At 65.4% G+C, this 20,178-nt stretch carries 17 protein-coding genes and 1 pseudogene; 9 read left to right on the forward strand and 9 right to left on the reverse strand.

Annotated features, from left to right (window positions below; translation table 11 throughout):
* From YWC_RS0125860 to YWC_RS0125895, 7 genes and pseudogenes are all read right to left on the reverse strand, one after another.
* Window positions 1-199: IS3 family transposase (locus YWC_RS0125860; protein ID WP_027867955.1), on the reverse strand; the 199-nt coding region annotated here is incomplete at its 3' end.
* A 28-nt stretch (window positions 200-227) separates the two neighbouring features.
* Window positions 228-1,787 carry a hypothetical protein gene (locus YWC_RS33170; protein WP_156923905.1) on the reverse strand — a complete coding sequence of 520 codons (1,560 nt, stop codon included), beginning with the start codon at window positions 1,785-1,787 and terminating at the stop codon, window positions 228-230.
* Between the two features lie 93 nt (window positions 1,788-1,880).
* Window positions 1,881-2,120, reverse strand: a pseudogene (locus YWC_RS30970) (PA0069 family radical SAM protein); the annotation flags it as partial.
* A 94-nt stretch (window positions 2,121-2,214) separates the two neighbouring features.
* On the reverse strand, window positions 2,215-2,844 hold the full coding sequence (locus YWC_RS0125880) for a tRNA-uridine aminocarboxypropyltransferase (protein WP_027867957.1): 630 nt from the start codon (window positions 2,842-2,844) through the stop codon (window positions 2,215-2,217).
* 7 nt (window positions 2,845-2,851) lie between these two features.
* Window positions 2,852-4,225: an efflux transporter outer membrane subunit gene (locus YWC_RS0125885; RefSeq protein ID WP_027867958.1), complete on the reverse strand. Its 1,374-nt coding sequence runs from the start codon at window positions 4,223-4,225 to the stop codon at window positions 2,852-2,854.
* Window positions 4,222-5,307, reverse strand: coding sequence for an HlyD family secretion protein (locus tag YWC_RS30975; RefSeq protein WP_036216168.1), 1,086 nt, complete (start codon window positions 5,305-5,307; stop codon window positions 4,222-4,224). The genes YWC_RS0125885 and YWC_RS30975 overlap by 4 nt, the downstream gene beginning before the upstream one ends.
* Window position 5,308: 1 nt before the next feature.
* The gene (locus tag YWC_RS0125895) at window positions 5,309-6,979 is read right to left on the reverse strand and encodes an MFS transporter (RefSeq protein ID WP_027867959.1); all 1,671 of its coding nucleotides are present in this window, start codon (window positions 6,977-6,979) and stop codon (window positions 5,309-5,311) included.
* A 257-nt stretch (window positions 6,980-7,236) separates the two neighbouring features.
* Between YWC_RS0125895 and YWC_RS0125900 the strand changes: the two genes are divergently transcribed.
* Both YWC_RS0125900 and YWC_RS0125905 read left to right on the forward strand, forming a co-directional pair.
* The gene (locus YWC_RS0125900; protein ID WP_027867960.1) at window positions 7,237-8,496 is read left to right on the forward strand and encodes a dienelactone hydrolase family protein; all 1,260 of its coding nucleotides are present in this window, start codon (window positions 7,237-7,239) and stop codon (window positions 8,494-8,496) included.
* Window positions 8,497-8,640: 144 nt separating this feature from the next.
* Window positions 8,641-9,825, forward strand: coding sequence for an esterase/lipase family protein (locus YWC_RS0125905; protein ID WP_027867961.1), 1,185 nt, complete (start codon window positions 8,641-8,643; stop codon window positions 9,823-9,825).
* Window positions 9,826-9,848: 23 nt separating this feature from the next.
* Here the strand turns inward: YWC_RS0125905 and YWC_RS0125910 are convergent, their stop codons facing one another.
* Window positions 9,849-11,756, reverse strand: a complete 1,908-nt coding sequence (locus YWC_RS0125910; protein WP_036216171.1) for a hybrid sensor histidine kinase/response regulator — start codon at window positions 11,754-11,756, stop codon at window positions 9,849-9,851.
* 193 nt (window positions 11,757-11,949) lie between these two features.
* On the opposite strand from YWC_RS0125910, the gene YWC_RS0125915 reads away from it, so the two are divergent.
* Together YWC_RS0125915 and YWC_RS0125920 are read left to right on the forward strand one after the other, a co-directional pair.
* Window positions 11,950-14,193 (forward strand): ATP-binding protein, encoded by a 2,244-nt coding sequence (locus YWC_RS0125915; RefSeq protein WP_027867963.1) that lies wholly within the window; start codon window positions 11,950-11,952, stop codon window positions 14,191-14,193.
* Window positions 14,194-14,201: 8 nt separating this feature from the next.
* On the forward strand, window positions 14,202-14,657 hold the full coding sequence (locus YWC_RS0125920; RefSeq protein ID WP_027867964.1) for a response regulator: 456 nt from the start codon (window positions 14,202-14,204) through the stop codon (window positions 14,655-14,657).
* Here YWC_RS0125920 and YWC_RS0125925 read toward each other — a convergent pair.
* Complete coding sequence (locus tag YWC_RS0125925) at window positions 14,639-16,297, reverse strand: response regulator (RefSeq protein ID WP_027867965.1); 1,659 nt, start codon at window positions 16,295-16,297, stop codon at window positions 14,639-14,641. The genes YWC_RS0125920 and YWC_RS0125925 overlap by 19 nt on opposite strands.
* A gap of 137 nt (window positions 16,298-16,434) precedes the next feature.
* Between YWC_RS0125925 and YWC_RS0125930 the strand changes: the two genes are divergently transcribed.
* The 5 genes from YWC_RS0125930 (at window position 16,435) to YWC_RS30980 (ending at window position 19,606) form a co-directional block, all read left to right on the forward strand.
* Entirely contained in the window at window positions 16,435-16,764 is a 330-nt protein-coding gene (locus tag YWC_RS0125930; protein ID WP_027867966.1) for an HNH endonuclease, read from the forward strand.
* Window positions 16,765-16,830: 66 nt separating this feature from the next.
* The gene (locus YWC_RS0125935) at window positions 16,831-17,163 is read left to right on the forward strand and encodes an ArsR/SmtB family transcription factor (RefSeq protein WP_027867967.1); all 333 of its coding nucleotides are present in this window, start codon (window positions 16,831-16,833) and stop codon (window positions 17,161-17,163) included.
* Window positions 17,153-17,590, forward strand: a complete 438-nt coding sequence (locus YWC_RS0125940) for a YeeE/YedE family protein (RefSeq protein WP_027867968.1) — start codon at window positions 17,153-17,155, stop codon at window positions 17,588-17,590. Before YWC_RS0125935 ends, YWC_RS0125940 begins: the two co-directional genes overlap by 11 nt.
* The gene (locus YWC_RS0125945) at window positions 17,587-18,000 is read left to right on the forward strand and encodes a DUF6691 family protein (RefSeq protein ID WP_027867969.1); all 414 of its coding nucleotides are present in this window, start codon (window positions 17,587-17,589) and stop codon (window positions 17,998-18,000) included. The genes YWC_RS0125940 and YWC_RS0125945 overlap by 4 nt, the downstream gene beginning before the upstream one ends.
* A gap of 70 nt (window positions 18,001-18,070) precedes the next feature.
* Window positions 18,071-19,606 carry an amidase gene (locus YWC_RS30980; RefSeq protein ID WP_051306772.1) on the forward strand — a complete coding sequence of 512 codons (1,536 nt, stop codon included), beginning with the start codon at window positions 18,071-18,073 and terminating at the stop codon, window positions 19,604-19,606.
* Window positions 19,607-20,178: the final 572 nt, after the last annotated feature.

A 20,178-nucleotide genomic window follows, 5' to 3' on the forward strand; every position in this document is an offset into this window, starting at 1 on the left:
CCGGCTTCGGCCCACGCTTGACGTCGAACAGGGCGCCGGCGTTCTCCAGAATCTCCTTCTTCCACTGGCCCACCAGCACCGGATGCACACCGTATTCCTGCGCGATCTCCGTCACCGTCTTCACCCCGCGCACCGCTTCCAACCCCACCTTGGCCTTGAACTCGGCGCTGTGCACCCTGCGCTTTTTACCTTCACTCATTCGCTGTAATCCTTTCGCGGACGACAGCTTAAACCACCGTCTCAAATTCGGGGTCCACTATACCCATCATTGGAGAAATCTCACCTATACTCAGACCTTGCTCTTTTCTTTTCGTTTCCCACGTCGTTCTCAAACGACGTGATTCGATTGCAGGACTCTTTGCGTCCCCATCCAAAGTAATAGAATGACGGCTTAAAAATACGCGCGATGCCGCGCCACAATTTTTTGCATCGATCTCTGTGATGAGGCTTCCGTACTTATTCCACAAATTCTTTTGTATAACGACTTGCCAAAGAAATCCTGTCCTGAAATGCGGAGATTCCTTATGTGCACGAACACGTTCACTAACGAAACGAAGAACGTTATATACAGAATAAGGATGAACCTTATTGCTGCGATGCGCTTGAGCGGTTTCGGTTCTGTTCTTCGTACCATAGATCAGTACATACTGATCAGGATCCACTAAGTCTTCTGCCACATGCGTCTCAAAGTCGTCAGTCAGCGAGAGAACAGTTTCCTGGTTCCAACCAGTATTCAGTTGAACAAATAAGATAAAAGGATATAGGGTCTGCGTAGTGAAAAAATCATGCGCAATATATGCGATTTTTCCAACCTCGAAATCTGTCGCCACTTGATTTTTTTTGGAGATGTCCGAATTCACGCACTGAACTCGCATACTCGCTATCGCACGCGAAACTTGGCGCTTGACGTCTTTAACAGGTAACGACTTCATCCATTCATTGGATGTGATTTGACTAGCCTCATCAAAGGACGTGTAAAGAGGCCAACCTGGAAACGTTTTCTTACCAGCAAGTAAAATTATGGAATTTGATTGTTCTCGCGTGTTGCGATTAACAATACCATCTTTCGTAATTTTTAGCTTGGAAGGGAGATCGAAACTAGAATCGGAAATCAATTTCTGATAGTCCGTCATAAGTTTCATCACGTACTTTATATCCGTGAACGAGGCTTCCAACAATCGGTTAAAAATCTGATCCGAGTAACTTTCTGACGGAGTGTCACTAGTTCTAGGTGTGAGAGACCATTCAATCTTTTTCCCGATTGATGGTTCGTCCTTATATTTTTCTTGCAATGCCGAGACAGCATGCTTAAGGCTGGAGTAAATCTTTCGATTTGAAGTTCTTCCTGAAAAGCGCTCCAGCAAATACGCGGAAAAATTTCGAGTCGTTTGAAAATCGATGTCCGCAACGGTGGAAATTTTTTTTTGCTCTGGACCTTTTTCCGAGTTGAGAAACTTAACGAAATCTTCAATTCCGTAATAAGCATTTTGTTGGGTCTGATACGTAACATGACGCTTTGCATAATATATTTCAGCTCCGAACAAAAGCTGTTTCAGCAAAGTCTGGTGATGTTCAAATTTTTCTGCCAAATAACTCAACGAGCGCTGGAACTTGCCGTTGCTCGCTCGATTATTTACTTCAAACGTAATGTGGCTAATATCGAAACGACGTCGCCGAGCCGCCCTTGCTTGAAGACTTTCAGTATCATTTGACAACTTCGGACGTGGCTGTCCCTGACGAGGGGACTGCTTTGAAGAAGACTTCTTTGTGAAAGGGCTACGTGCCATATGTCGTGAGGTTGCTGTGTGTCAAGAGAGCTATCCTCTCACAGATCACAACAGAACACCAGACTAGACACACAACATCTATTCAACGTTAACGTGCTCGCAGCCGCGATACGGATTCAGCGAGACGTTAAAGGGTATGTCGGGTGAAGCATTGCGCGAGAGGATGCTCTTGGCGTGCTCGTCGGTGACGACCGTCTTGATGCCGGCGGCTTGGTCCTCCTCGCGCTCCCAGCCGTCGTCGAACTCTTCGCGGCCATTGACTTCGTATCGCCCCTGCAGGTTCGATACCGCGCCCCGCCCCTTGCGCGCCGCAAGCGGACGCGGGCCGAGCATGGGCTGCACGTCCACGGGCTGGCGCTGGCTGGGTTGCTTGCGGTCGGGCACGTCGGCTCCATACTGTATATTTATACAGTATGGTACGCCTCCCTCAGCCGGATTTCAAGTCCGGCGCACCAGGCGGCACATAGGCGGCCTGCTGCTGCACGAAGCCGTCGAATGCGTCGAACAAGGGCTGGAAGGCGGCATCGTCCTCTTCCAGCTGGGCCAGCGCCAGCGCGGCCGCTTCCAGCGACGACAGCTGGTGCGGCGCATGCGCCTTGCGGATCCGGTAGTTCGACGGGGCGACATCGACCAGCGCCAGGCGCGGCAAGGCTTGCAGGGCCGGGTTCAGGTACAGCATCTTGCGGCTCTTGCGCCAGGTGGCGTCGAGCACCACCAGGCGCAGGCGCTGCGGCGCCATCGCCTCGAAAGGCGGCGGCGCCGGCAGGTTGGCGTCGCCCGGCGTGTCCGGGTACAGCAGCACCGGCACGCGGCCATCCGCGTGCAGCAGCGCGTCCAGTTCGGCGCTGTCGAATTGCTCGCCCACCGCCAGCCTGCTTCCGGCCACGCTCAGGTGCAGCAGGCGCGCGCTATTCTTGGCGTTGGCCACTTCGAGCGGATGCTGCAGCACCAGCAGCGCCGCACGCGGCTCGACGCGGGTGATCCAGCGGCAGATGCAGGCTGATTGCGCGCGCAGGCAGGTGGCGCAGCGCGCACGCTTCACGGATACCTCGCTCATGGCGCGCTCATTGGACAGGACTCCAGCCGCCGCCCAGCGCGCGGTACAGGTCGACGTGGGCCGCGAGCAGGCTGGCGCGCAGCTGCAGCACGGTGTTCTCGGCGCCGAAGGCATTGCGCTGGGCATCCAGCTCTTCGAGGTAGGACGCATAGCCGTTGGCATAGCGGTTGTGCGCCACCCGCAGCACCTCATTCGCCGCCGTCCGTCGCGCTTCGGCCTCGGTCAGCTGGCGCCGCAGGCCGTCGATGCCGGCCAGCGCGTTCTCGGTCTCGGCAAAGGCCCCGCGCACCACGTTCTCGTAGGCGTAGATGGCGCGGTCGCGCACCGTTCCCGCGATCTCGGCCTGGGCGCGCAGGCGGCCCGCATCGAACAGGGGCGCCAGCACGCTGCCGCCGATGCTCCACAGCTCGACCGGGGAGCGCAGCAGGCGCGCCACGCTGGCGCCCTCCAGCCCGGCGGATGCGGTCAGCCGGATCGAGGGCAGCAGCTGGTCGCGCGCCGCCGCCAGGCTGGCGTCGCTTGCAGCCACCGCGCGCTCGGCCTGGGCGATGTCGGGCCGGCGCCGCAGCAGCTCGGACGGCAGGCCGGGGGCCGGCAGGGGCATGCGCAGGGAAAGCAGCGGCACGCCGCGTGCCACCGGCCCGGGGCTGCCGCCTGCCAGCAGGTTCAGCGCCTGCTCCTGTTGCGCGATCGCGCGTTCCAGCTGCGGCACCACGCCGGCGGTGGCGTGCAGCTCGGCCTCGGCCTGCGACATCTCCAGGCGCGAGCTGTAGCCGACTTCGAACTGGTGCCGCGCCAGCGCGAACGAACGCTCGCGCGAGGCCAGTGTCTGCCGCGCCAACGCCAGCTGCGCGTCCAGCCCGAGCAAATTGAGGTAGCCGGAAGCGGTATTCGCGGCCACCGACAGGGCAGCCGCTTCCAGGGCCGCTTCCTGCGACAGGGCGTCGAAGCGCGCCGCCTCCGTAGTACTGGCCAGGCGCCCGAACAGGTCGAGTTCATAGGCCGCCTGCACGGCCCCTACAAGAGAAGTGACTTCCACCGGCTGCCCCAGCGGCCCGATGGCGCGCGCACGCGTCGGCGCAAACGAGACATTCAAAGACGGCTGCTGTGCGCTGCCGGCAATGCGCACGCGCGCCGCATATTCCTGCAGGCGCGCGCGGGCGATGCGCAGGTCGCCGTTGCTGTCGAGGGCGCGCCGCACCAGCGCGTCCAGCTGCGGGTCGCCGAAATGCTTCCACCAGTCGCGCGTGACCGCTGCGTCAGCGGCGGGCGCCGTGCGCCAGGCAACCGGCACCTGCAGGGTCGGCGCGGGCGCCGGCTGCGGCGCCATCGCACAGCCGGCCAGCACCAGCGGCGCCACGAGCAAGGCCGCCCTCTTCATCGCGCTTCCTTGTTCGCTTGCGCGGTGTCGATCGTCGCCACCACCGACATGCCGGGCCGCAGGCGCTGCGCCAGCGGCTGGTTCGGATCGATGCTGATCCGCACCGGAATGCGCTGCGCGATCTTGACGAAGTTGCCGGTCGCATTGTCCGGCGCGATCACCGAGAACTCCGAGCCGGTCGCCGGGGAGATCCGTTCCACGTGGCCGCGCAAGCTGGCGTTGTCGAGCGCGTCCACCGTGAAGCGCACCGGCTGGCCCAGGCGCACGTTGGCCATTTGCGTTTCCTTCATGTTGGCGATGATCCAGAGCGTGTTCGGCACCAGCGCGGTAAGCTGGGCGCCGGCGTTGACAAAAGCGCCCTGTCGCACCGTCACCTGCCCCAGCTGGCCGTCGCGCGGCGCCAGGATGCGCGTGTTGGACAGGTCGATCTCGGCCAGCCGCACCGCGGCTTCGGCATTCGCCACCGCGGCCTCGAGCGATGCGCGGCTCACGCCCACCGAACGCAGGTTCTGGCGCGCGATCTCGAGCGCCGCCCGGGCCTGGTCGCGCGCGGCGACCGCCTGGGCGCGGGTGGAGCGTGCGGCATCGCGCTCGCGCGCCGACAGCGAACCGTCGGCCGCCAGTTCCTCCACCCGGCGCAGGTCGGCCTCGGCGCGGCGCGCCTGTGCTTCGCTCGATGCCAGCGTCGCCTGGTTCTGCGCGATCGTCGCCTGCGCGCTGCGATTGCTCTGCGCGTAATTCTCGAGCGCGGCGCGGCGTGTCGCCAGTTCGGCGCGCGCCTGCTCCAGCCGCTGGGTCGGGATGCGGTCATCGATGCGCATCAGGAGTTCGCCCTTGCGCACCGGCTGGAAGTCCTGCACCAGCACTTCCACCACATAGCCGCTCAGCTGCGGGCTGATGATGGTCACCTGCCCGCGTACCAATGCGTTCTCGGTGCTTTGCAGCGTGGTGCGGAAAGGCGGCAGCTGCCAGGCGTAGAGCACGATCAGCACGCCGGCCAGGGCGATGGCGGCGAAGGCGAGTGCGCTCAGCAGGATGCGGCGCGAGCGTGTCTTGGCAGGGTTTGTGGATGGTTCGGGCATATCAGTCTGTCACGGGTTCGGGTGGCGGGGGCGCCCCGGGCGGCCGCACTGCCGGCACGGGTTGCGGGGCGGGGAAATAATGCAGCCAGACCGCGTGCAGGAAGATCCACACGGCGGCCGTGGCGGCCAGGATGGAAAGGACGAGGAACACGTCGTTGTAGGCCAGGATGTTGGCTTCGCGCGTGGCGCTGGCCGCCAGCGAGGCGACGCCCTGGCGCGTGCGCGCGGCCGGGTCGGCCACCAGCTGGCCGACGGCGGCGGCGCCGGACTGGATGCGGCCGGCCACCAGCGGATCGAGGCTGCTGAGGTGCTCGGCGATGATCGAGGAATGGTACTTCTCGCGCAGCACCTGGAAGGTGCCGACGATGGCGGAACCGAGCAGGCCGCCCAGGTTCTGCGTGAGGCCGAACAGCACCGAGAAGCTGATCAGGTTGGCCGGATTGGCGATCACGGTGCCGATCAGGGAAATCACCAGCGGCCCCAGGAACAGCGTCCCGCCGAAGGCGAGCAGGCTCTGGCTCAGGTACATCTGCTCCGGGCGGGTCTGGTTGGTGGCATGGGCGTCCAGCCAGGCGCCGAGCGCCATGATCAGGAGCGAAATCACCTGCGGCGCCATCAGGTGCTGCACGTTGATGGTCAGCGCCGAGACCACCACGCCGGCGATGGTCGCGCACAGCACGATGGCGAACAGGGTCTGCAGCTGGTCGTTGTCCAGGCCCACCAGGCGCAGGAAGCCGACCGCGCCGACGCTCTGCTCGGACAGCACGATGCGCACCAGGATCATCGACAGCGCCAGGCGCAGGATGTTCGCATTGGTGAAGAAGCGGATGTTCAGCAGGGGATTGGCGCGGTTGTGCTCCACGCAGATTGCCGCCGCCAGCAGGACGATCGAGACCGCCAGCGCGACGCCGATCCAGGGCGCTTCGAACCACCAGCGCACCCGGCCGAAGCTCACCGCCGCGCACAGCAGCGCCATGCCGGGCGCGAACAGTGCGAAGGTGACGAAGTCCATCGGGCGAAAGGCCTGGAAGCGGTCGCCCGGGGGCAGCTTGAGCATCAGCACCGCGCCGAGCGAGACGATGGCCAGGCCCAGCTCGAACATGTACAGGCCGCGCCACTCGGCGATCTGCAGCAGGTCGTTGGAAAAGATGTAGGCCAGCGGCAGCGCCAGCTGGGCGCAGCCGAGGGCCAGCGCCACGCCGCGCAGGCGCCACTCCTTCTTGAATGCCTGCAGCACGTAGTACAGGCCGAGCGGCGACACCGCGGCCGCCAGCATGCCGTGGGCGGCGCGCACCGCGATGGCCGAGCCGAGGTCGTTGACGAACAGGTGGGCGAAGGTCACCAGCGCGTACAGCACCAGGAAGAATTCGGTGAACAGGCGCAGCCCGAACTGCTGACGGAATTTCACCAGCAGCAGGTTCATGGACGCATTGGCCATCACGAAGACGGCCGGCAGCCAGGCGGTCTCGGTGGAATAGGCGCCCAGCGCGCCCTGCAGGTTGACCAGGTTGACGGCCACCAGCGCATTGCCGAGGCCGCCCGTGATGGTGATCAGGATGCCGACGAAGAGGTAGGCGAAACGCAGCGGTGTCGGATGGGCGGGCGTGGACGGAGAGCCGGGCAGCATCGGCTTCTCGTCGGGCGCCCACTCGCGCGGCGCGTACTTGCTCATCCGATCATCCCTCACCTCCGTTGCCAGGTTCGCATGATAACCGTTCACCTAAAACCGCGTCGGACGGTGCTCGACGGCGTGATTGGCGCAATAAAGATAAGGAACGCGTGATCACTTTGTCACGCCACAAAAATTTACCTTCGGAATTGCCACATTGAGTATTGCTCTGCCTTTTCTACGTACCTAGAATCAATTTATGCCATGCGGAAATTCTTCCGTGTTTGTTTCACCCGGTACGCAGTCGAGACAGAGTCACCATGGTTCCACGCTTCACGCTCCGCAACTTCCTGGCAGCCGCCCTGGCTGCCGCCGCCATGATCCCCGGGATCGCCGTGCAGCAGGAGTTGCAACTTGATCATCGCATGAACGAGCACATCGAGCAGGTGCCTGCCGGCCCGCAGGGCCGCGCGATGCTCGAGACCACCGTGTTCCAGCCGAACGGTCCGGGCCCCTTCCCGCTCATCATCATCAACCACGGCAAGGATCCGGGCCGCCCGAACCTGCAGCCGCGCGACCGCTTCTATCACATGGCTTCCGCCTTCGTGAAGCGCGGCTACGCCGTGATGGTGCCGATGCGCCAGGGCTTCGCCAATTCGACCGGCCGCTACCGCGACTTCGGCTGCGACATGACCGCCAACGGCTACGCCCAGGCGGAAGACATCGCCGCCACCCTCGCCTACGCGCGCCAGCAGAAGTGGATCGACGCCAAGCGCATCGTGATCGCCGGCCAGTCCTATGGCGGCCTGGCGACCATCGCCCTCGGCACCAAGGAGCTGCCGGGCGTGCGCGGCCTGATCAACTTCGCCGGCGGCCTGCGCGACGACAGCGACCGCTGCGCCTGGCGCTCGGCGCTGGTGACCGCTTTCTCCGAGTACGGCGCCAAGACCAGGCTGCCGACCCTGTGGATGTATGGCCAGAACGACTCGCTGTTCGGCCCCGAGCTGGCCCAGCGCATGCACGCCGCGTTCGAACAGGCCGGCGGCCGCGGCCGCCTGGTCGAGTTCCCGGCCTTCAAGCGCGATTCGCACGGCATGCTGGCCAGCCGCGACGGCGAAAAGGTATGGCTGGACGACACCATGCGCTTCCTGGCCCAGGTCGGCATGCCGACGGAGGTGATCCACGACGTGCCGCCGCCGCCGAGCCCGGCGCGTACCGACTATGCCCAGGTGGACGATGTCGAGGCCGTGCCCTTCCTGTCCGAGAACGGCCGCCGCGCCTACCAGGAATACCTGAGCAAGATGACCCCGCGCGCCTTCGCGGTCTCGCCGAGCGGCGCCTGGACCTGGGCCGAGGAAGGCGAAGATCCGGACGGCCGCGCACTGGCCACCTGCACCGCCAAGAGCAAGGAGCCGTGCCGCCTGTACTCGGTCGACGACTACGTGGTCTGGACCGGCGACCTCGACCAGGCAGAGAAGACCTCGGTCACGGCTTCGGTGATCGATGTGCCGAAGCCGGCGGTGGATCCGACTGCGTCGGCGCCGACGACCTCGATCGGCTCGAACAAGGCCACCAACTAGGTTTTCGTGGGGCGGACGGCTGTCAAGCGTTGGACGCACTATTTCTGTGCGTAAAATCTGACAGCCGCCAAGATTCCGACCCAGCGCAAACCGCGCCTCGCCCGCAGCTCCGACAATGGCCCTGACGCCATTTCGGAGAATTGCATGTTTCGCATGATCCACGCCCTGCTGGCGCTGGCCGCGCTGTGCACCAGCGTGCCGGCCAGCGCCGATAACAACCACCCCGTGGTCCTGGTCCACGGCTTCCTCGGCTTCGGCCCGGACACCTTCGAGCACAGCGGTTTCAACTACTGGGGCGGCTACGGCGACATCGCCTCGCACATGCAGGTCTACCGCGGCCCGCGCATCGTGTTCGCGGCCGTGGTCGGACCGATCAGCTCCAACTGGGACCGCGCGGCCGACCTGTACGCGCAGATCAAGGGCGGCTGCGTCGACTACGGCGCCGCGCACGTGCGCAAGTACGGTTTGCCGGGCCAGCAGCAAAAACCCGCCGGCAAGTGCTGGGCCGCCGACCCGAAGAACAACCCGGAGGCTTACCCGCTCGCGCTCTACCCGGCCTGGGATGCGGAGCATCCGGTCCACCTGATCGGCCACAGCCAGGGCGGCACGACCATCCGCGCCCTGATCGAACTGTTGGAACACGGCTCGCCCGACGACGAAGGCGGCCACGAACTGTTCAAGGGCGGCAAGGTCGGCTGGATACGCAGCGTCACGACCATCTCGACACCCCACAACGGCACCACCTTCGCCGACGCCGTGCTGAACGTGGTGCCGCCCCTGCAGTCACCGCTCGGCGACCTGCTCAAGCACCGCTGGGCGAACTGGGAGCTGTCGCCGGACGGTGCGCGCGAATTCAACCTGTGGGCGCGCACCTCGCCGCACATCTATTACTACTCGGTGGGCACGCAGGCGACCGAAGCCGGCAGCTGGTGCTGCAACGAGACCGACCGCGTGATCGCGCCGATCCAGACGACGCTCTACCAATACCCGCGGCTCGACATGATCCCGGCCTTCAAGGCCATGGCGGGGGAATGGATCGTGCCCTCGGTGCTGCAGAACGGCCTGGGCGGCTATACCCAGGGGGGCGCCGGGCGGGTAGCGATCGACAGCGAGTGGTTTCCCAACGACGGGGTGGTGAACACGGCCAGCATGCGCTCGCCAAGCGGGCATCCGGTGCGGAACTACGACGGCAGGTCGGTCAAGGGAACCTGGAACTTCCTCGGCACCTACAAGGGGTATGACCACTTCGACATCCTGGACTGGCCGAATCCGGGGCCGTCGGCCAATCCGCTGTATGAGCGGATCAGCGACATCATCTTCACGCTGTAGCCGCCGGCAGTACATGGCGGCGCTCAGTGCACGCTGCGCAGCCCCCGCGCCAAATCCGACAACCGGTACGGCTTGCTCACGAAGGTGAAGTCTCCCAGCCGGTACTGGTCCAGCTTGAGCGCCGGCTGCGGATACCCAGAAGCCAGCATCACCTTGATGCCCGGGTAGTTCTCGCGCGTGTACTCGGCCAGCTCGATGCCGTTGACGCCGTCCGGCATGACGATGTCGGTGAACAGGATGTCCACGTCGCGGCTGGCCAGCACGTTCATGGCTTCCTGGCCGCTGGCCGCGGTGGTGACCTCGTAGCCCATGCTCATGAACAGCGCCGAGGCGACGTCCAGCAGGTCCGGTTCGTCCTCGACGATCAGGACCGTCTCCGAGCCGCCGCGCGACAGCTCGCCATCCTGCGAGTTCACGACCGGCAGGTAGATGGCGATCGTGGTGCCCTCTCCGAGCGTGCTCTGGATGACCACCTCGCCGCCCGACTGCTTGATGAAACCGTACACCTGCGACAGGCCCAGGCCCGTGCCCTTGCCGGTCTCCTTGGTCGTGAAGAAGGGTTCGAAGGCGCGCTGCGCCGTCTCGGGCGCCATGCCGGTGCCGGTGTCGGTTACCGAGGTGCACACGTAAGGCCCCGGCGCCAGCCCCGGCACCTCGCCTTCCTGCAGCGTGACCGCGGCGGTGTCCAGCGCCAGCTTGCCGCCGTCTGGCATGGCGTCGCGCGCATTCACGACCAGGTTGAGCAGGGCCGATTCGAAACGGGCCGCGTCCACCACCGCGCTGCCCGCCTGGGGGTCGAGGTTGAATTCGAACTCGATGCCGGAATGGCCGGCGCGGCGCAGCACCGACTCGAAGCCGGAGATCAGGCGGTTGATGCTGCGCGTTTCCGGCTGCAGCGGCTGCTGGCGCGCAAAGGCGAGCAGCTGCTGGGTGAGCGTGGCGCCGCGGTCGATCGCGCGGCGCATGCTGTCCAGGGTCTTGGCGTCGCCGCTGCCCTGGCGGTTCATGCTCAGCACCTCGAGGCCGCTGGCCAGGACCGACAGCAGGTTGTTGAAGTCGTGCGCCACGCCGCCGGTGAGCTGGCCGATCGATTCCATTTTCTGCGACTGGAACAGGGCAAGCTGGGCCTGCTCCAGCGCTTCCTCGGTGCGCTTCTTCTCGGTGAGGTCGCGCGTGATCTTGGCGAAGCCCAGGATCTTGCCGTCGTCGTCGTGGATGGCGTCGATGATGACGTGGGCCCAAAAGCGGGTGCCGTCCTTGCGCAGGCGCCAGCCTTCGGCCTCGTAGCGGCCCTCGCGCGCGGCGGTGCCGAGCGCGCGCTGCGGCATGCCGCCCGCGCGGTCTTCATCGGTGTAGAAGCGCGAGAAGTGGCTGCCGAGGATCTCCTCCAGGCTATAGCCCTTGATGCGTTCGGCGCCGACGTTCCAGTTGGTTACCAGGCCTTCGGGCGAGAGCATGTAGATCGCATAGTCGGTGACGCCCTGCACCAGCAGGCGGAAGCGCTGCTCGCTCTCGCGCAGCGCGTCCTCGGCCAGCTTGCGCTGGGTAACGTCGCGGGTGATCTTGGCATAGCCCAGCAGGTTGCGCTCTTCGTCGTGGATCGGGTCGATGACGACGTGGGCCCAGAAACGGGTGCCGTCCTTGCGCACGCGCCAGCCTTCGGCCTCGTACTTGCCGTGTTCCAGGGCGTGCGCCAGCGCGCGCGCCGGCAGGCCGTCCTCGCGGTCTTCAGGCGTATAGAAGCGCGAAAAGTGCTCGCGCAGGATCTCGTGCGGCTGGTAGCCCTTGAAGCGCTGCGCGCCGGTGTTCCAGCTGGCGATGTGGCCCGACGGGTCGAGCATGTAGATCGCATAATCGCTGATTCCGGCAATGAGGTACTGGAACCGTTGTTCGTTGGTAAGGGGTGGTTTGGCGGGGTGGTGCGTATTCATGACCGGTGGCCTTGCTATGTCAGGTGCGCCAAAAATCCTATCATACCGATACTCAACAATACTTGCCGCGCGCTTGACTCGGTTTTGACTTGTATAGACATGATTAACATTGGAAATTGTGCACCCTCCGCTTGATCTGCCGGATTTGACGTTACAATACCGAGTTGTATGTTCAGCAGGCCTCTCGTTTGACATGACCCAGGCACCCACCGACACCCTCGACCTCAGCCGCTGTGCGGACGAACCGATCCGCACGCCCGGCAGCATCCAGCCGCACGGCTTCATGCTGACGCTGTCGTCGGCGGCGCCCGTGGTGCAGCAGGCAAGCAGCAACCTCGAAAGCTGGATCGGCATGCCGGCACAGGAAGCCGTCGGCCGGCCGCTTGCCGAGGTCGTGGGCGAGACGGCCGCGGCGCGCATCGGCGCCGAGATCGCGGCCAACCAGGTAGCGTCGCGCCCCGCCTATATCGGCACGATCACGGCCGGCAACGGCGCCCACTTCGACGTCCTCGTCCATGCCTGGGACAGCCTGCTGATCCTCGAATTCGAAGGGGTCGAGCGCCGCCGCGCCGCCGACTTCCGCCACCTGTACCCCTTGATCGGCGACTTCCTCGTCAAGATCAACCAGCCGGCGTCGATCCCCGACATGTCCGAACTGGCGGCGCGCCGGGTGCGCGAAGTGACCGGCTACGGCCGGGTGATGGTGTACCAGTTCGACACCGACGGCCACGGCCGGGTGCTGGCCGAATCGAAGGAAGACGGCTACGACTCCTACCTGGGGCAGCATTTCCCGGCCAGCGACGTGCCGGCCCAGGCGCGCGCCCTGTACACGCTGTCGCCGATCCGCGTGATCCAGGACGCCAACTACGTGCCGGCGCCGCTGGTGCCCGGCCTGAATCCGGCGACCGGGGCGCGCAACGACCTGTCCTTCGCCTCGCTGCGCAGCGTCTCGCCGGTGCACCTGCAGTACATGCGCAACATGGGCACGCTGGCCTCGATGTCGGTGTCGCTCATCGTCAAGGGCAAGCTGTGGGGCCTGATCTCCTGCCACAACGCCGAGCCCCGTCCGGTCTCGGTCGAGAAACGCACCGCCTGCGAGCAGCTGGGACAGATCCTGGCACTGGTCATCGAGTCGCGCGAGGACGCGGCCGAACTGCAGTTCCGCCTCGACGTGCGCCGCATCATGGTCGAGATGCTGGGCCATCTGACCAAGGGCGCCGACTTCCTGCAAAACATGAGCGGCGTGTTCCCCGAGCTGCTGCGCTTCGGGCGCGCCGGCGGGGTCGCCATCGTGGTGGACGACCGCGTGCTGACCTATGGCGACACCCCAAGCGAGCCGCAGATCCGCGCGCTGGCCGACTGGCTGTCCCTGCACGGGCACACCGAGGTGTTCCACACCGATCACCTGAAAGAGGTCTATCCTCCGGGTGAAGACATGGTGCGCAATGCCAGCGGCCTGCTGGCCCTGCCGATCTCGCGCATCCACCAGCATTACCTGCTGTGGTTCCGTCCGGAGGTGGTGCAGACCATCGAGTGGGCCGGCAACCCGCGCGGCAAGCAGGCTTCGCCCGACGACCCGAGCCAGCTCACGCCGCGCCTGAGCTTCGATGCCTGGCGCGAGACCATCCACGGCCGCAGCCTGCCCTGGCATGGCGCCGAGATCGAGCTGACGATCGAATTCCGCAGCGCCCTGCTGGGCATCGCGCTCGAGCGCGCCGAGCAGATGGCCGAACTGGCCGAGGAACTCGGGCGCGCCAACAAGGAGCTGGAAGCCTTCTCGTATTCGGTCTCGCACGATTTGCGCGCGCCCTTGCGCCACATCGTCGGATTCTCCGACCTCCTGATCGAATCGGCCGGGTCGGAAGACCCGGAGCGGCGCCAGCGCTTCCTGAAGAACATCAAGGAATCGGCCCGCTTGGCCGGCAAGCTGGTGGACGACCTGCTGTCGTTCTCGCAGATGGGCCGCGCGGCCCTGCGCCCGACCACGGTGGACATGAACGACCTGGTGTCGGCCTGCATCGACAAGCTCGGCATGGAAATGCAGGGCCGCAACGTCGACTGGCACATCGAGCCGCTGCCCACGGTGTTGGCCGACCCGACCTTCCTGCACCTGGCGGTGTTCAACCTGCTGTCGAACGCGGTGAAGTTCACCGGCCAGCGCGACCCGGCGGTCATCACCATCAGCTCCGAGGAAGACGGCGACTTCATCGTCTTCCACGTGGCCGACAACGGCGCCGGCTTCAACATGGAATACGTCCACAAGCTGTTCGGCGTGTTCCAGCGCCTGCACCGCATGGAAGACTTCCAGGGCACCGGCATCGGCCTGGCCAACGTGCGCCGCATCGTCGAACGCCACAATGGCCGGGTCTGGGCAAGCTCCGTGCAGGGAGAAGGCGCGACCTTCTCCTTCAGTATCCCGAAACATCCATCCAACTGAGGCACACGATGCTCAAGCCTATCCTCCTCGTCGAAGACAATCCGCACGACCTCGAACTGACCCTCATCGCCCTGTCGAAGAGCCAACTGGCCAACGAGGTGGTCATCGTGCGTGACGGCGCAGAGGCGCTCGACTACCTCAACCGCCGCGGCGAGTTCGCCGAGCGCGTCGTCGGCAACCCGGCCGTCATCCTGCTCGACCTGAAGCTGCCCAAGGTGGATGGTCTGGAAGTGCTGAAGGAAATCCGCGAGACCGAGCTGCTCAAGAGCATCCCGGTCGTGATGCTGACCTCGTCGAAGGAGGAACAGGACGTGGTGCGCAGCTACGAGCTGGGCGTGAACGCCTACGTGGTCAAGCCGGTGGACTTCACCGAGTTCGTGCGCGCCATCGCCGACCTGGGCATCTTCTGGGCGGTCCTGAACGAACCGCCGCCAGGCTCGCGCCGCTACGTCAAGCCCAAGTGATTCTGCGCCGCCGGCTCCGGGGGTGACACGCCGGCCCTCTGGCCGCGCTTCGCGCGGCGCAGCAGGTGGCGGATGCGCGCGCTCAGCGCATCCGGATGGTAGGGCTTCTGCAGCAGGTGCACCGACGCGTCCAGCTTGCCCTCGTGCGCGAGCACGCCTTCCGCATAGCCGGAGGTGTACAGCACCTGTGCATGCGGCAGGCGGCGGCGCACGATCTCGCCCAGCTGCAGGCTGCTGACCGGGCCCGGCATGATCACGTCGGTAAACACCAGGTCGACGTGGCGGCCGCTGTCGATGATCCCGAGCGCGCTTTCTGCGTCTTCCGCCTCCAGCACCTCGTAACCCAGCGCCGACAGGATGCCGCAGGTCGAGCTGCGTACGTCAAGCTCGTCCTCGACCACCAGGATCGTCTCCAGCCCGCCCGCCAGCGGCGCGCTGTGCACGGGCTCGATGGCCGTGGGCGCGGCGTCGCTGCGCGGCAGGTAGATGCGCACGCTGGTGCCCCGTCCCACTTCGCTGCGCAGCACCAGCTCGCCGCCCGACTGCTTGACGAAGCCATAAGCCATCGACAGGCCCAGGCCGGTGCCCTGCCCGGTCGGCTTGGTGGTGAAGAAGGGCTCGAAGGCGCGCAGCAGGATCTCCTGCGGCATGCCCTTGCCGGTATCGGCCACCTCGATCATGATGAAACTGCCCTGCGGGACCTCGGGGGGACGCTCGTCATCCGGCTTGATGTTGCAGGCGCGGATAGTCAGGGTGCCGCTGCCGGCCATGGCGTCGCGCGCATTGATGGCCAGGTTCAGCAGCACGTTGTTGAGCTGGTTCGGGTCGACCATGGTGCTGCCCAGGCCCGGCTCGATGTCGGTGACGACGCGCGCGCTCGGCCCCAGCACGCGGCGCATCATGTCGTCCATTTCGCGCAGCAGGTGGCCGGGATCGACCACCACCGACTGCAGCGGCTGGCGCCGCGCGAAGGCCAGCAGGTGCGCGGCCAGCTTGGCGCCGCGCTCGACCCCGCCCAGGGCCATGTCGACACGCGCCCTGGCGTTGTCGTTCAGGTTGCCCACCAGCTTGAGCAGCTGCAGGTTGCCACCGATGATCTGCAGGACGTTGTTGAAATCGTGGGCCACGCCGCCGGTGAGCTGGCCGATGGCTTCCATCTTCTGGGCCTGGTGCAGCGCCGACTGGCTGGCGGCCAGCTGTTCCTGGCTCACGCGCAGCGAGGCAAAGGCGGCATCGCGCTGGCGCCGCGCGATGCAGGCGCCGCTGTGGTAGCGCACGCGCGCCACCAGCTCGCGCGGGTCGGGCCACTTGACCATGTAGTCGTTGGCGCCCACGGCGAAGGCGCGCGCCTTGATCTCGGGGTCGTCTTCGGAAGACAGGACGATGACGGGAAGGTCTTCGGTATCGGGATGGGCGCGCAGGCTGGCGGTGACATCGAAGCCATCCAGGTCCGGCATGCGCAGGTCGACCAGCACGACCGTGGCACGCACCTCGCGCGCCACCTCGACCGCCCGCGCCGGGCTCGACTCGTAGCACAGGGTGTGGCTGATACATCCCTGCAGTCCATGCGCAATGATGTCTTGCGCAAAAGGCTCATCGTCGATGAGGAGTACGGAGCATTCGGGACGATCGTCAATCATTGCGGCGGGCTCGTTGATACGACACGATCTTGCAAAAAGGTAAGCATTGATTCTACTATATTTTACAAATACAGCGCACGATTGACGGATTTGAGCGGCATCTTGCAAGTGGGCGCTGGCGTCGCCATTTATGCGGCATGCCTAAACGCCGGCCAGAACCGATCGAAGCAGCCCCAGTCGCCGATGCGCACTGCCCCCTGTGCGGCCGCGTGCTCGGTACGGTGAACATCGACCGCCATCACCTGATCCCCAAGACCTTCAAGGGCAAGGAACAGTTCCCCATCCATAAAATCTGCCACCGCAAGATCCATTCGGCCTTCACGGAACGCGAACTGCTGCAGACTTATCACACCTGGGAAGCGCTGCGTGGACACGAAGACATCCGCGCCTTCGTCGACTGGGTGGCGAAGAAGCCGCCGGATTTCTACACGCGCACCTACACCGCGAACAAAAAGAAGTTCCGCTGAACCCGTGCAAGGGTAGCGACATCAATATATAATTTCATATATTGATGTCGCTGTGAGGTAAACATTGTGAACAGTCCCGTCGACCTGCCCGCGCTCGAAGCCGCGGCGGGCGAAGCCAGCCAGCTGCTCAAGGCCCTGTCGAACCGCGACCGGCTCCTGCTGCTGTGCCAGATGACGCAGGAAGAACGCTCGGTCGGCCAGCTCGAAGCCCTGACCGGGATCCGCCAGCCGACCCTGTCGCAGCAACTGACGGTCCTGCGCGAGGAAGGCCTGGTGGCGACCCGCCGCGCCGGCAAGCAGGTGTTCTACCGCATTGCGAGCGCCAAAGCCCTCGCCGTGCTGCAACTCCTGTATTCCCTCTACTGTCCAAGCGACGAGGAGCCACGCGATGCACATTGACATGGCCAATTTCACGCCCTGGATGTCGCTGGCGGGCGGTCTCCTGATCGGTACCGGCATCGCCCTCTTCGCCCTGCTGGCGGGCCGCATCGCCGGCATCAGCGGCATCGTCGGCGGCCTGCTGCGCCCGGCACGCGGCGAGACCGGCTGGCGCCTCGCCTTCCTGGCGGGCCTGGTCGGCGCGCCCTTCGCGTATGCGCTGTTCGTGCCGCTGCCCGAGGTCCGGGTCGCTGTCGGGGTGCCCGTGCTGCTGCTGGCCGGCCTGCTGGTCGGCGTCGGTACCCGCTACGGCTCCGGCTGCACCAGCGGCCACGGCATCTGCGGCCTGTCGCGCCGCTCGCCGCGCTCGATCGCCGCCACCGCCGCCTTCATGGGCACCGGATTCATCACCGTCTGGCTGCTGCGCCACGTGCTGGGGGCCGCATGACGATCGCCTATGCCCTCCTGGCCGGCTTCGTGTTCGGCATCGGACTGCTGCTGTCGGGACTGGCCAACCCGTCCAAGGTGCTTGCCTTCCTCGACCTGGGCGGCAACTGGGATCCTTCGCTGCTGTTCGTGATGGGCGGCGCCCTGCTGGTGGCGGCGCCGGCCTTCGCCTGGCTTGCGCGGCGCGGACGCACGCTGGACGGCGCCCCGCTGCACCTGCGTGCCAAGGGGCGCATCGACCGCCGGCTGGTGCTCGGCAGCCTGGTGTTCGGCGCCGGCTGGGGTCTGGCCGGCTACTGCCCCGGCCCGGCACTGGTGTCGCTCAGCTGGGGCGGCCTGGAGCCGCTGCTGTTCGTGGGCGCGATGGTGGCGGGCATGGCCTTATTCGAGCTGCTTGAAAAACGGCGCTGAGCAGGCTTTTCCTTGACAAGCGCGGGCGCAGCGCATTTCATGGGATGCATGTCCAACAACCGGCTCGCCCATGGATTTCGACGACTATTCCCGCCATGACGCCACCTCTCTCGCCGCCCTCGTCGCGCAAGGCGAGGTGACGCCGCACCGACTGCTCGAGCTGGCGCTGGCGCGCCACCATCAGGTCCATGGCCGCGTCAACGCGGTGGTGCGGCTGATGGAGAACGAGGCACGCCACCAGCTGCAAGGCCCCCTGCGCGGGCCTTTCGCCGGCGTGCCCTTCCTGCTCAAGGATACGCTGCAGGACTATGCCGGCCTGCCTACCACCAATGCCAGCCGCGCCACGGGGGCGCACGTACCCAGGGAGCACGCCGCCGTGGTGCGGCGCTATCTTGGCGCCGGCCTGGTCGTCTTCGGCAAGACCAACCTGCCGGAGTTCGCCCTGAAGGGCGTGACCGATCCTGAACTCTTCGGCCGGACCAGCAACCCGTGGAACCTGGCGCACACGCCGGGCGGCTCGAGCGGCGGCGCGGCGGCGGCCGTGGCCAGCGGCATCGTGCCGATGGCGGCCGGGAACGACGGCGGCGGCTCGATCCGCATCCCGGCCGCCTGCTGCGGCCTGTTCGGGCTGCGGCCTTCGCGCGGGCGCGTCTCCGCCGGCCCCGACGTGGGCGAAGTCTGGTTCGGCGCATCGAGCGAAGGCGTGCTCTCGCGCAGCGTGCGCGATTCCGCGCTGGCGCTCGACGTGCTGCAGGGCGCCGAGCCGGGCGACCCGTTCATCATCGCCCCGCCTTCCGCGCCCTACGCGGAACTGATGCGGCGCGCGCCTGGCAGGCTGCGCATCGGGTTCACCAGCGCCTCGCCGATCGGCACCGAGGTGCATCCGGAAGCGGTGGCGGCGGTGAACCATGCGGCCACGCTGCTGCGCGGCCTGGGACACGACGTGGAGGAAGCGGCGCCGGAGATCGACGGCGCGGCCCTGGCGACGAGTTACCTGCACATCTATTTCGGGCAAGTGCCGTCGCTGGTGGCGCGCATGAAGGCGCTCGGCGCCGGCGGCGGCGAGCCGGAGCTGATGACCCGCCTGTTGCTGACGCTGGGCGGCGCGCTCAAGGCGCCAGCGCTGGCGACGCAGCTGGCACAGTGGAACACCTTTGCGCGGGCATTGGGACGCTTCCACCAGCGCTACGACCTGCTGCTCACGCCGACGCTGGCGCATCCGCCGGTGAAGCACGGCACCGGCGATTTGCCTGCGGCGCAGCAGGCGCTGCTGGGCTTTCTGCAGCGTACCGGCATGCTCGGCCTGCTGGCGCGGCTCGAGCTGCTCGACAGCACCGTCGAACAGATCGCGCGCGACAACCTGCGTTATGTGCCCTTCACCCAGCTGTCGAACCTGACGGGGACGCCGTCGATGTCGGTGCCCTTGCACTGGACCGCGGATGGCTTGCCGCTGGGGGTGCAGTTCGTGGCGCCGTTCGGGAGGGAGGACACGCTGCTGCAGCTGGCGCATCAGCTCGAGGAGGCGCAGCCGTGGTTCGATCGGCTGCCCGCGATGACGCGGGACGAAGCGAAGGCACGCGGCGCTACCAAAGTTACAGTTCCCTGATTCATCCACAAGCTTCATCAACGTCGTCCCGGCGAAGGCCGGGACCCAATTCCGTTGCTTATCGAGATCGCTTCGCGGATGCGTAGCGACATGCGAAAGAACTTGGGTTCCGGCCTGCGCCGGAAGTCGTAGGCGCCAGTGGCGCGTACGACGAGCAAATAACGCGACGACTCATTGGATAGCGCCGCATTCGAACCGCCAAAATCGGGATAGGGGCGGCCAATGACGGCCGACCCCTCCCACACCACCCGGCATGCGGGTCCGCACCGGGCGGTTGGAACAGTTGAGGTCATGGTGCCATACCCGGCGCACAATGCCTGCTCTCATCTTTGTTCAACCCGGTCAATCGGGTTCTTCGCTGTCGGAGGAAGCGTCGGCTTCACCTTGGCCTCCAGTTAACGAGCCCCGTTACCGGGCATCTGAAGCATTCCCAATCGAATGGTCGAGCAGATTCCAGCTCCCATTCCTTCGGTCCTTCAGCACCAGTCTTTAGCCTCGCCGGCCATACCAGCACCTACTACGACCTCTGCTGACTTCTCGCTCCGGCTTGCGCGTTCCGGTTGCCATTGGCA

The organism is Massilia alkalitolerans DSM 17462, from assembly GCF_000427785.1.
In the GTDB taxonomy this organism is placed as follows: Bacteria; Pseudomonadota; Gammaproteobacteria; order Burkholderiales; family Burkholderiaceae_D; genus Telluria; species Telluria alkalitolerans.

What these genes read in the sequence shown, in the direction of transcription:
- YWC_RS30975 (WP_036216168.1), bottom strand. Translation starts at nt 5,307, where the DNA reads ATGCCCGAACCATCCACAAACCCTGCCAAGACACGCTCGCGCCGCATC.
- YWC_RS0125895 (WP_027867959.1), bottom strand. Translation starts at nt 6,979, where the DNA reads ATGAGCAAGTACGCGCCGCGCGAGTGGGCGCCCGACGAGAAGCCGATG.
- YWC_RS0125885 (WP_027867958.1), bottom strand. Translation starts at nt 4,225, where the DNA reads ATGAAGAGGGCGGCCTTGCTCGTGGCGCCGCTGGTGCTGGCCGGCTGT.
- YWC_RS0125900 (WP_027867960.1), top strand. Translation starts at nt 7,237, where the DNA reads ATGGTTCCACGCTTCACGCTCCGCAACTTCCTGGCAGCCGCCCTGGCT.
- YWC_RS30980 (WP_051306772.1), top strand. Translation starts at nt 18,071, where the DNA reads ATGGATTTCGACGACTATTCCCGCCATGACGCCACCTCTCTCGCCGCC.
- YWC_RS0125880 (WP_027867957.1), bottom strand. Translation starts at nt 2,844, where the DNA reads ATGAGCGAGGTATCCGTGAAGCGTGCGCGCTGCGCCACCTGCCTGCGC.
- YWC_RS0125910 (WP_036216171.1), bottom strand. Translation starts at nt 11,756, where the DNA reads ATGAATACGCACCACCCCGCCAAACCACCCCTTACCAACGAACAACGG.
- YWC_RS0125945 (WP_027867969.1), top strand. Translation starts at nt 17,587, where the DNA reads ATGACGATCGCCTATGCCCTCCTGGCCGGCTTCGTGTTCGGCATCGGA.
- YWC_RS0125925 (WP_027867965.1), bottom strand. Translation starts at nt 16,297, where the DNA reads ATGATTGACGATCGTCCCGAATGCTCCGTACTCCTCATCGACGATGAG.
- YWC_RS0125905 (WP_027867961.1), top strand. Translation starts at nt 8,641, where the DNA reads ATGTTTCGCATGATCCACGCCCTGCTGGCGCTGGCCGCGCTGTGCACC.
- YWC_RS33170 (WP_156923905.1), bottom strand. Translation starts at nt 1,787, where the DNA reads ATGGCACGTAGCCCTTTCACAAAGAAGTCTTCTTCAAAGCAGTCCCCT.
- YWC_RS0125940 (WP_027867968.1), top strand. Translation starts at nt 17,153, where the DNA reads ATGCACATTGACATGGCCAATTTCACGCCCTGGATGTCGCTGGCGGGC.
- YWC_RS0125930 (WP_027867966.1), top strand. Translation starts at nt 16,435, where the DNA reads ATGCCTAAACGCCGGCCAGAACCGATCGAAGCAGCCCCAGTCGCCGAT.
- YWC_RS0125915 (WP_027867963.1), top strand. Translation starts at nt 11,950, where the DNA reads ATGACCCAGGCACCCACCGACACCCTCGACCTCAGCCGCTGTGCGGAC.
- YWC_RS0125920 (WP_027867964.1), top strand. Translation starts at nt 14,202, where the DNA reads ATGCTCAAGCCTATCCTCCTCGTCGAAGACAATCCGCACGACCTCGAA.